Here is an 11,081-nt window from a genome sequence, read left to right as displayed (position 1 = left end):
GAGCGCAACCTTGCCAAGGTTGAGGTCACGAGTTCGAACCTCGTGTGTCGCTCCAAGTTATAAAGCCCAGCAGAAATGCTGGGCTTTTTTTATTTCTATTCATCCCTACACACCTTCTGTTGATAAAATGCTCAAAAGAGTGTTCATTTATTCGCAAATCAAATAAAATACACCGAAGTTTATAAGGTTTTTCATTATTACTTTATGTTTGGGTTTCGTATTGCAGTTTATAAATACAACATTATGGATGATGGTTGCAGTTCTATTGTGCAGTTGGCCAGCGAGCTCTCAATCACTGGCTAGTTATCCGGACAACTGGCAAAACTGGCCTATTGTAAAGGAATCGATGAACCTACCTGCCGATACTGTTTTGCCAGAAGATGCTTCATTGTTCATTCAAGAATCTGTTAGGGCATACAGTTGGATCAATAACGGGCAAGGGTCTCCACTTACAATCCGAGTTAATCCGAAAAAGCTCGAAGAGTATCAAACTCATGGGCCATATAGCGATGGACCTACGGCTGTCGCCATATCAGAAGTCCAAGGTATAGTATGGGTAACTGAACACCTCGGTGGCGAGGCAATTTACGGTAGCTACAACCGAAATGGCGACGATATCAGCCATACTCATCCCACTTTAAAGCCAAGCTTTTGCCAAAGTTGTCATACTACCTATCAAGATATTTGTATTAATGGTACGTGCGCGACTCCTACTACAGGACTGTTTAATGAGTAGGGGTGTGCGGTCATGTTGAGTAAGCTAAGTTCCCCATTAAAGAAAATGACCATCAATCAAATGCTGTTAGTATCGCATTTAATTCTGGTTGTGATCGTGATTCTTGGGATGAGTTATGCGCGCTATACCAGTGAATGGGAGCGACAAGTCCGTTACTCAGCCCTGCTAGCCAAGCACTCAATCGACACGCACATTAACTTTTTTTCGGGCTCTGTTGCCGGAGTCAATTACGCCAATCTTACGATGCCCTCTACAAAACAAATGATAGGCTCTATAGAGGATCTTCTCTTTTTAGAAGTTAAAGGTGTTTCGGATTACTCTAAAAGAGACGTACATGTACGCTATTTAGAGCAAAACAAACAGCTCTGGCGTGCGGATGTGAATGATCAAGAGCTCGACAGCCTTTTAAACAAGATTCAGGGCTTACAACAAAAGATCGCGGACCCAGACCTTATCAATCCCGTTACCACCAAAAAGCTCATTTATTTACTCAAGCGCAATAAGACAGAGTATGAAGTCTTAGTTCGTAGCCAGCAACTCAACCAAACAGTGACGCTTGATTGGAACAAGCCTAAGTATAACGGTATACGTTATCAACTTGATCAGGAACACTGTGTTCTTCACATTGAAGTGCCATTAACCAATACAAATGGTGGCTATGTTTGGGCTGTCATCGATGCCAGCAAGTTAACTCAAATTCAAACCTCGCTGATCAAAGAACTTATTTTTGAGGCAGGGGCAGCACTTATCGTGTCGCTGGTATTGATCTGGTGGGTGACGCATTGGATAGTTTCACCGATGAAAAACCTTGCTAGGAGTATGAACTCTGAGATTGGCTCTAAGGAAATTGAAACTTTACCTGAGTTAGAGCGTACAGATGAAATCGGCCAACTTGCACGAGCATACCGGGGTCTGTTGGTAAAAATTGAAACTCAGCTCAATATTCTACGTACTAAATCTGATACTGATCCGTTAACTGGGCTTGGCTCTCGCTATAAGTATACGCGAGTGGTACTGCCGTTTATCAAGCGACAACTGAGTAAAGACCAGTATGTTGGCATGATTGTGTGCGACGTAGATAATTTTAAATCATTCAATGATATATATGGCCACACAGAAGGGGATAACGCTTTAGCTAAAGTAGGGGGAAAAATTGCTGAATTGGTACGCGATACCGATCTCGCTTTCCGTTACGGCGGTGAAGAATTTGTGATTCTTTGCGCTAGGCCTTCAGTTTCTCAACTTGATTACTTCACTGAGCGCCTCAGACTTGAAATTGAAGGGTTGGCGATTTTGCATACAGGCAATAACCCTCATCGAGTGGTCACGATCTCTACGGGGGGCACCCGAGTTCGCAGCTTTAAAACGACCACGGAAATAGATTACAAAGAGCTGCAAGAAAATCTATTTAATGCAGCCGATAAGTCTTTGTACCTGAGTAAAGAGCAGGGGCGCAATTGCGTTAACTGGCAAAGTATCGATAGCTAAAGAGTTTTCTATTACTCCACAAGGCGGTATATATTTCCGCTATCTGTGCTAAATAAAATCTCTCCCTTCGGCGTGACTTCAAGGTCCCTAATGCGCTCGCCAAGTGATTCAAGCAGGCGTTTTTCTCCACCTACGGTGGATTGACCATCAATGGACACCACATTCAGGTGAGTGAGCTTGAGAGCGCTGGCGATGAGTTTTCCATCTAGAGACGGGTAAACATTTCCCCTATAAAGGATAAGAGAGCCTGGTGCAATCGATGGAACGTATACTTTTTTAGGTGACTCTATTCCCGGTAATGTTTTTGCCTCTCCGACAGAGATAGGTCCCCAGTATTCTTTACCATGAGAAGTGATGGGCCAACCATAATTTTTCCCTTTGGCGATTAAATTGATTTCATCTCCGCCTCTAGGTCCATGTTCGATGGACCAAAGTTTCATAGTGGCCTTGTCGTAGAAGAGCCCTTGCGGGTTTCGATGGCCATAGCTCCAGATTTCATTAAGTGCAGATTTATTGTCTACAAAAGGATTGTCCGAAGGGATTGTGCCATTTGCCTTTAGACGCAGGATTGAACCAGCATGGGTTGATAGGTCCTGCCCATTGTCTCTTACTCCCCTATCTCCAACCGAGAAATAGACATGTTGGTCATCAAACGTAATACGACTGCCGAAATGTCTTCCTGTATCGGAGCCCGATTTAGTTACAAGAATTTCCTGCCAGTTTACTAGCTTCTGTTGTTTATATTGAGCGCTTGCGAGAACGGTTTCGTAGACGTCATCCACTTGTTTTGAGTAGGTAAAATAAAATGTATGGGGTTCAAAAGGCGACAGGGCAACGTCTAGCATTCCGCCTTGACCAAGTGCTTTTACCTGAGGCGGTGAGCTGATTTTCTTATAATTCCCATTAGCGATATCAACTACGCCAATTTCACCATGGCGTTGGGTGACGAGTAGTCGGTTATTACCAAAATAGCTGAGCCCCCAGGGAACACTTAACCCCGATGTAATGAGTTCTGCTCTCCAAGCCCAAGTTGGTGTCGTTGCGCATGCAGAAATAATCCCTAGAACAACGTACTTGACTGATTTAAACATATTTTCCGCTCCATGGGTGTCTGTTTGGATATTGGAATTGAACTGTTAAATTAATGTTGTCATAAATCATTCTTATAAATTTACTTGAAATGATCAATAAATACTCTATTATGACGATGTGTCAAAAATGACGGTGCGTCATAAAATGCAATTTATCACGCTATCGTTATTCGTGTTACAATAAAAAGGTTAAGGAGTAACGGACAGATACGGATTGATTAATCATGTTTGGCTTTGGTTGTAGTAAGAGTGATAAAAAAGAAAGTACTGGCTGTGGTTTTGGGCGTACCAAAAAACAGCAGGCTATTGCTGATCGAGAGGTAGAGTTAACTTTACTTGCTAAGTCTTTAGTGCAAGAGCAAGGTTGGAGTAACTTGACCATGGATAAGCTGACGGCTGCGAGCGCTTATTCGAAAGGTACTATTTATAATCATTTTTGTAGCAAAGAAGATGTGATTATCACGCTGTGTATTCATTCGTTGAAGAGTGAAGCGATACTGTTTGCAAGAGCCGCTGAGTTTGAGGGGAATACACGCGAGAAAGTTATGGCAATGCATGTAGGTTATCGAATCTATGCTCGCATGGAACCTGTGCTTTCAACGTGTGCGATTATGGCTAAGAGCCCTTGGGTTCTTGAAAAAGCATCCCCAGAACGAGTTAAAGAGCTCAACGAGTTAGAAGAGCAGGTGATCAGTAATGCCGATCAGCTAGTGAACTTTGCGGTCGAGCAGGGAGACTTGCAGTTCTCGCCGGGGATTGGTTCTGATGCGATCGTATTTGCTAACTGGTCGATCGCTTTTGGCTCTAATGCACTTACGCAGAATGCTTCGAACAGTCACTGTATCAATCGTCTCCAAGACCCTTTTTCCGTATTACATAACGCGAATATGTTATTAGACGGTCTAAATTGGAAACCACTATCGACTCAGTGGGACTACAAGAAGACTTGGCAACGAGTAGAACGAGAGTTGTTCTCTCCAGAGATCGAATATTTGGAATCGGTCGGCCGATAACACACCGACTATAAAAGCCCTTATTGGGCTTTTATAATTAACGTTGGTGACGAATCGTCAAAAAATGACATGCGAACATTAGTTCGTGGGTAATTTTCAGCGTTGTTACTTAAACACCAGCTATTGCTGGTTTTTAAATAACAACTTTTGACGAAACGTCACAAACGGAGAGTGTGATGACTACTAATCAACAAACCCCTAAGCAGCCTCCCAAATGGCTGACATTGCCGACCCGCCTTAGCTGGTGGGTTTTGCTCGCAACGATGTTGTTAGTTGTTGCGGCAACCCTTGGAGGAAAAAACCTCTATTTTCGCGGCGACTATAATATCTTTTTTGATGGGCAAAACGCTCAGTTGAAAGCTTACGACGAAATCCAAACGACGTTTGCGAAATCAGACAACCTATCTATTGTCATCGCCCCTAAAAGTGGCGATGTGTTTGAAGCAGAAACATTAACCCTTGTTCAGCAGCTTACTCAAGATGCGTGGCAAATCCCTTATTCTAGCCGAGTGGACTCTTTGGCTAACTATCAGCATACCGAAGCATTGGAAGATGATCTCATCGTGGAAGATCTCTTGCTAGATGAATACGCACTCACCGAATCGCGAATCGCCAAAATTAAACAGATCGCGTTATCGGAGCCAGTAGTTAAGCATTCTATGATCTCTGAAAAAGGTGATGTCACCGTTGTAAATGTGACGGTGCAGTTGCCACAGAAAGATGAAACTGCAGAAGTCATGCAAGTGGTTGATAGTGCCAATGCACTGATAGCTAAATACCAAGCCCTTTATCCAGATATGGAATTTCATAAAGCGGGCATTGTTGCGATGAATCATGCCTTTATGGTGGCTGCTCAAGAAGATAGCTCGACATTAGTTCCGACAATGTTACTCGTCATCTTGGTTTTTTTGATGGTGATGTTGAGATCTTTCCTCAGTGTATTGGCAACGTTGTTAGTCATCATTTCATCTGTCACGGCGACAATGGGCCTTTCTGGTTGGGCCGGTATGTTCCTAAGTACTGCAACCGTCAATATTCCCACCCTAGTAATGACTTTGGCTGTTGCTGACTGTGTGCATGTGATTGCGACAATGCGTCAGAATATGAAAAAGGGGCATTCGAAGCAGTTCGCTATCGATCAGAGTGTCGCGATCAACTTCATGCCAATCTTGATAACTTCCGTCACTACTGCGATTGGTTTCTTGATGATGAACATGTCTGATTCACCAGTACTGAGAGATTTCGGCAACCTAGCAGCTCTGGGAGTCATGATTGCTTGCTTCCTATCCGTAACACTACTCCCTGCGATGCTTAAATTATTGCCTATCAAAGTTAAACCAGTCGAACAATCGAGCCATAGTTCTTCTGACTTTATGGACAAACTTGGCGACTGGGTGGTGACAAATCGTAAAGCCTTATTGCCTATTTCAGCGGTCGTTATCGCGATATCTGCCGCTTTGCTGCCATTGAATAAGGTTAACGATGAATCTGTGAAGTACTTTGATTCTCGTAGTGAGTTCAGACGTGCTGCTGATTTTATGGAAGCTCGTATTAGCGGTATGACCAACATCAGCATTGCGGTTAAAACCAATGAGTCTCAAGGGATTGCTGATCCTAAGTTTCTTCAAGCTATCGGTGATTTCTCTCAGTGGTTACGTGAGCAACCTGAAGCGGACCATGTCGCAACGCTTTCTGATGTGTATAAGCGCTTAAATAAAAACATGCACGCCGATGACCAAAGTTACTACAAACTCCCGTTGGATAGAGAGCTAGCAGCTCAATACCTACTGCTGTATGAGATGTCTTTGCCTTATGGGTTGGATCTCAATAATCAAATCAATGTCGATAAGTCATCAATTAAGATGGTAGTGACGGTTGACAACCTAGGCAGTGTAGAGCTGGTTGATCTTGAAAACCGCATTTACGCATGGTTTGCTCAGTATGCACCACAATATGAGGTGGTTGCCTCAAGCCCGTCACTTATGTTTGCCCATATCGGGGAGACCAATATGGCGAGTATGTTGTCAACTCTTCCAATTACCTTGATCTTGATTTCTGCCTTGATGATATTTGCATTGCGTTCGACGCGTTTAGGCTTAATCAGTGTCGTGCCGAATATGGCGCCTGCCATTATTGGCTTTGGCTTGTGGGCGCTCATTTCAGGGGAAATTAACCTCGGGCTATCAGTGGTTGTAACCCTCACATTAGGAATTGTGGTTGATGATTCGGTCCACTTCCTATCCAAATACCAGCGTGCTCGCTTACAAGGTCAATCTGCGGAAGAAGCAGTTCGCTACGCCTTCCATACCGTAGGCCGCGCATTATGGATTACGACTGTAGTTCTTGTTGCAGGGTTCTCAGTACTTGCAATGTCGAGCTTTAGGCTCAACGCAGATATGGGTCAACTGAGTGCATTAGTCATCTTTATTGCACTAGTCGTTGATTTCGTCTTCCTACCAGCACTACTGATGAAGTTCGATACCGCTAGCTATACAGAACGAACTGAAGAAAAAATCGCTTCCACAGCATCTGTAACACAAACTCAAAGCTAATAAGGATATACCAATGAAAATAACCAATAACTCTCTGACTAAATCCATTGCTCTGTCCGTCCTATTAGCGGTGAGCGGTCAAGTGTATGCAACACCAGAGCGAGGCTTGGAAATCGCGAAAGAGCGCAAAGCGCGTGATGAAGGATGGAAAGACTCAGTGGCCACAATGGAGATGATTTTAAAAAACGCACAAGGAGAAAGCAGTACACGAGCAATGCGTTTGAAATCGTTTGAAGTAGCTGGGGATGGCGATAAAGGTTTGACTATCTTTGATCAGCCGAGAGATGTGAAAGGTACGGCATTTCTCAATCACTCTCACACGGTTGATGCCGACGACCAATGGTTGTATCTACCTGCTTTAAAGCGCGTAAAGCGCATCTCTTCTAGAAACAAATCAGGGCCATTTATGGGCAGTGAGTTTGCGTATGAGGATCTGAGCTCATTTGAACTTGAGAAATATACCTTTAATTATCTGAAAGAAGAGACAGTTTCTGGCTCAGCGACCTTTGTTCTGGAGCAAACTCCAACAGACAAAAACTCGGGCTATACAAAGCAGCTGGTTTGGCTTGATCAGCAACATTATCGACCAATAAAAGTAGAGTTTTACGATCGCAAAGGCGCGCTACTAAAAACATTGCAGTTCGAAGACTACAAACAGTATCTAAATCAGTACTGGCGCGCTCATACCATGGCAATGGTAAATCATCAGACTGGCAAAAGTACGGTTCTCACGACCAGCCAAATGGATTTCCAAACGGGCTTAAATGAAAAAGACTTTGAGAAGAATGTACTCAAAAGGGTGAAGTAGGGAATTATGTTGAGTCTTAATGCTACCGCAGGCCAGTTAATGGCCTGCTCGTTATTAACAGTGCTTGCGTTACAATGTCACGCCGTTGAGTTGTCTGGTCAGCTGAACCTTGAACATCGACAGTTTTTTATCGATGGGCTACAAGATCAAGATAAGGCGCAGAGTTCTTTAGTGCTAAAGCCTGAGTTGTATTGGCAAATCAATGACAATTCGGATTTTACATTTGTTCCATTTTATCGAGTAGATAGTATGGATGATGAACGAACTCACGGAGATATTCGTGAAGCGCTATATCTTACTTATTGGGACGACTACGAGTTGCGAGCTGGCATCGGTAAGGTATTTTGGGGTGTGACGGAGTCTGCACACCTTGTCGATGTTGTTAACCAAACGGACGCAATCGAATCTCTTGATGGCGAGGATAAGCTAGGTCAACCCATGCTGCACTTCACATCGCTGAAAGAGTGGGGAACAATCGATGCCTTGTTACTGCCGTACTTTCGAGAGCGTACATTTGCAGGTGAGGATGGGCGGCTAAGGCCAACAATTCCAGTTTCTACTGATGCAGCTTATGAGTCGAGTCGAGAGGAGAAACACGTTGATTTTGCGTTTCGTTATTCTCAGATGCTTGGCGATTGGGATTTAGGTCTAAGCTATTTTCAGGGGACAAACCGCGACCCTTATTATGGACTAAATGGCAATGAGCTACAGCCATACTACGCGCAAGCCAAACAAGTAGGCATCGACGTGCAAGGAATAGTGGGAGACTGGTTATGGAAGCTTGAAAGCATCTATCGTGACAGTCACGATGATCACACTGGAGCTGTGGGTGGCTTTGAATACACTGTGGTTGGTGTGTTTGATACAGTGTGGGATCTGGGTTTGATTGCGGAATACCTTTATGACAGCAGAGGGAACAACGCTCAATCAATAGGGCAGAATGACATTTTTGCAGGGACTCGACTTGCTTTGAATGATGAAGACAGTACGGAGATATTGTTTGGTATTACTCAAGACTTGGATAATCAAGATGTATACAGCGCCAAACTTGAGGCATCTAGCCGTCTTACCAATCACTTGTCATGGACAGTTAACGGATGGTTATTCGAGAATGAAACGCCTGATGATTTATTGTACTTTGCTCGTAAAGATGATTTTATCGAAGTTTCTTTAGAGTACTACTTCTAGAACGTCTTCGATGCCCGTTTTAGATAGTGATATTGATCCCAACTTAAGGGGAGCTGATCTAGCTCCCTTTTTTCGTGTTTCTTCCATTGCTTTTCGATAAAACCATGTAAAATCCCGCATGTAAGTTATGGTTATTATAAAATTCTTATATATAACCAATCTAAAGCAGAGAGTAAGGCAGTAGTTCGATGAAGTCATTTCAATGGGATAAATGTTATGAAACTGGGCTTGAAGATGTCGATGAGCAGCATCAATATCTCGTTGAGATTATCAATCGATATGGAGATCTCATCGCCCAAAATAGCATCTCGCTGCAAGACATACGTATGGCTTTGTTCGAGTTATCTCGCTACGCAGAATTCCACTTCAAGGAAGAAGAGAATCTAATGCGTTCTGTTGGTGTTTATGCCGACCATATTGAAGAGCACGTTAAAGTTCATCGAGCTTTCATGGCTGATATCATCAGTATGCAAGCCTTCATTAATGAAGAAAACAAAAAAGCGTCCGAACATCTGCTTAATTTTCTTATCCATTGGCTCGCTTATCATATTCTTGGCATCGACCAGAATATGTCTCGTCAAGTACAGCAGATTGAATCTGGAGTTGATCCCAAAATAGCTTGGGAAAATGAAGAGAAACAGCAAGATAGCTCTACGGAGCCCCTGCTAAAAGCGTTAAATGGCCTGTTTGATCAAGTATCGGAGCGCAATAAAGAGCTGCTAGAGCTTAATCAGTGCTTGGAAGATAAAGTGGCTCAACGTACCAAAGAGTTGTCCGATGCTAACAAGCAACTTGAGGAGCTGTCACTTACCGATTCATTAACCAAACTGCCTAACCGACGCTGTGCCATACGTAAGCTTAAAGCCTACTGGCAAGAATCGATTTCGAATGATGAGCCATTAGTATGCATTATGATCGATGCAGATTATTTTAAGCAGGTGAACGATACTGCAGGCCATGATGCGGGCGACCGATTATTGATAGAATTGGCTCAAACTTTAGCAGACTCATTCCGCAGCGATGACCTGGTCTGCCGATTGGGTGGCGATGAATTTTTTGTTATCTGCCCAAACACTGACTTGGAGGGTGGTTTGCACATTGCAGAGCTCACCCGAGAAAAGGTTAATCAAATGCTGGTACCTGCAGGTGAAAGCGTCTGGCGTGGCAGCATAAGCGTTGGTGTTGGCTCGCGCACAGGAACCATGAAAGACTTTAACGACCTTATCAAAGCAGCAGACAACGCCGTTTATACCGCTAAGGCTCGAGGACGTAACTGTGTTGCAAGCAGTCAACTATCTGATCTGTTTTAGCATCCAGACGTCACACCCACCATGCTCTGTGCCTTCTAGTGGTGCGGGTAAATGGTCAAAACCGAGCTTTTCATACAAGCTGATGGCTGATTTCATTGAAGATAAGGTATCGAGATAACAAGAGGTAAAGCCTTGCTCTTTGGCAAAAGTAAGGCATTGCTGACTTAGTTGAACACCAATACCAAAACCTCGGCTTTCGGGAAGTAAAAACAGCTTTTTGAGCTCACAAACGCTCTTTGAACCTTGAAAAGGCGCTAATCCGCATCCACCAACGATTTTTCCATCGAGCGTCGCGACTAGATATAAACTGTTTTTGTCTAATGTGTAGTATTGGCTCATTGCTTCTACTTCAGGATCGGAAGGTCCAAACCCCTCGCCAACAGCGCCAAACTCTGCCCCAACAGCTTTGATTATGCTGCAGATCTCGTTGTCATTCTCTGGGCGAATTGGCTCAATCAAAACGGTCATATTAAATCCTTATAATGCAGCTTAGTGATTAAATAACTGGGTGCTAAAAGGCTTTTTATCAAGCGCTCAGCCGAAATTTTACCCAAAGGCAGTAAATAGCGTGATTTCAATTTGGATTTGACCTTGTCATTCGTTACTATGTACAGCTATTTATAGACCCAAGATCCCTGTCGGGTAATCGCAGTTTGCGCTTAACCCAGAATGGACACTACCACTTATGCCTATTGCATGTAGGTGTAGGTAGATGAGGAAACGATGCAACATCTAGAAGAGATCATTGCTAACGCGAACGCCGCTATTGAAGCAGCAGATTCGTTAGTTGCACTTGATGAAGTGCGTGTTCAGTATCTAGGTAAGAAAGGTGAGCTAACGGCTCAACTTCAAAGCCTAGGTAAACTACCACCAGAAGAGCGCCGTGAAGCTGGTC

Annotated in this window: 9 protein-coding genes and 1 pseudogene; 8 read left to right on the top strand and 2 right to left on the bottom strand. The window is 43.6% G+C overall.

From position 1 onward, the window contains the following. The first annotated feature begins 247 nt into the window (after window positions 1–247). On the top strand, window positions 248–736 hold the full coding sequence (locus AC4MRV_RS20485; protein WP_491189151.1) for a hypothetical protein: 489 nt from the start codon (window positions 248–250) through the stop codon (window positions 734–736). A 12-nt stretch (window positions 737–748) separates the two neighbouring features. After that, on the top strand, window positions 749–2,224 hold the full coding sequence (locus AC4MRV_RS20480; RefSeq protein WP_491189150.1) for a sensor domain-containing diguanylate cyclase: 1,476 nt from the start codon (window positions 749–751) through the stop codon (window positions 2,222–2,224). 11 nt (window positions 2,225–2,235) lie between these two features. On the opposite strand, the gene AC4MRV_RS20475 is transcribed toward AC4MRV_RS20480, so the two are convergent. Then, a complete protein-coding gene (locus AC4MRV_RS20475; protein ID WP_491189149.1) occupies window positions 2,236–3,315 on the bottom strand; it encodes a PQQ-dependent sugar dehydrogenase in 1,080 nt (359 codons plus the stop codon). 224 nt (window positions 3,316–3,539) lie between these two features. On the opposite strand from AC4MRV_RS20475, the gene AC4MRV_RS20470 reads away from it, so the two are divergent. From AC4MRV_RS20470 to AC4MRV_RS20450, 5 genes are all read left to right on the top strand, one after another. Continuing rightward, the gene (locus AC4MRV_RS20470) at window positions 3,540–4,328 is read left to right on the top strand and encodes a TetR/AcrR family transcriptional regulator (RefSeq protein WP_491189148.1); all 789 of its coding nucleotides are present in this window, start codon (window positions 3,540–3,542) and stop codon (window positions 4,326–4,328) included. A gap of 176 nt (window positions 4,329–4,504) precedes the next feature. Then, window positions 4,505–6,880 (top strand): efflux RND transporter permease subunit, encoded by a 2,376-nt coding sequence (locus tag AC4MRV_RS20465; protein WP_491189147.1) that lies wholly within the window; start codon window positions 4,505–4,507, stop codon window positions 6,878–6,880. Between the two features lie 13 nt (window positions 6,881–6,893). Then, window positions 6,894–7,688, top strand: a complete 795-nt coding sequence (locus tag AC4MRV_RS20460) for an outer membrane lipoprotein-sorting protein (protein WP_491189146.1) — start codon at window positions 6,894–6,896, stop codon at window positions 7,686–7,688. Between the two features lie 6 nt (window positions 7,689–7,694). Then, window positions 7,695–8,876, top strand: coding sequence for a hypothetical protein (locus AC4MRV_RS20455; protein ID WP_491189145.1), 1,182 nt, complete (start codon window positions 7,695–7,697; stop codon window positions 8,874–8,876). 188 nt (window positions 8,877–9,064) lie between these two features. Next, complete coding sequence (locus AC4MRV_RS20450) at window positions 9,065–10,186, top strand: GGDEF domain-containing protein (protein ID WP_491189144.1); 1,122 nt, start codon at window positions 9,065–9,067, stop codon at window positions 10,184–10,186. Here AC4MRV_RS20450 and AC4MRV_RS20445 read toward each other — a convergent pair. After that, window positions 10,169–10,654: a GNAT family N-acetyltransferase gene (locus AC4MRV_RS20445; protein WP_491189143.1), complete on the bottom strand. Its 486-nt coding sequence runs from the start codon at window positions 10,652–10,654 to the stop codon at window positions 10,169–10,171. The two genes, AC4MRV_RS20450 and AC4MRV_RS20445, sit on opposite strands and share 18 nt — an antisense overlap. 255 nt (window positions 10,655–10,909) lie before the next feature. Here AC4MRV_RS20445 and AC4MRV_RS20440 point away from each other — a divergent pair. Continuing rightward, window positions 10,910–11,081 (top strand): annotated as a pseudogene (locus AC4MRV_RS20440) (phenylalanine--tRNA ligase subunit alpha); the annotation flags it as partial.

The organism is Vibrio sp. (assembly GCF_984391705.1).
This window is presented reverse-complemented; position numbering and strand designations above follow the sequence as displayed.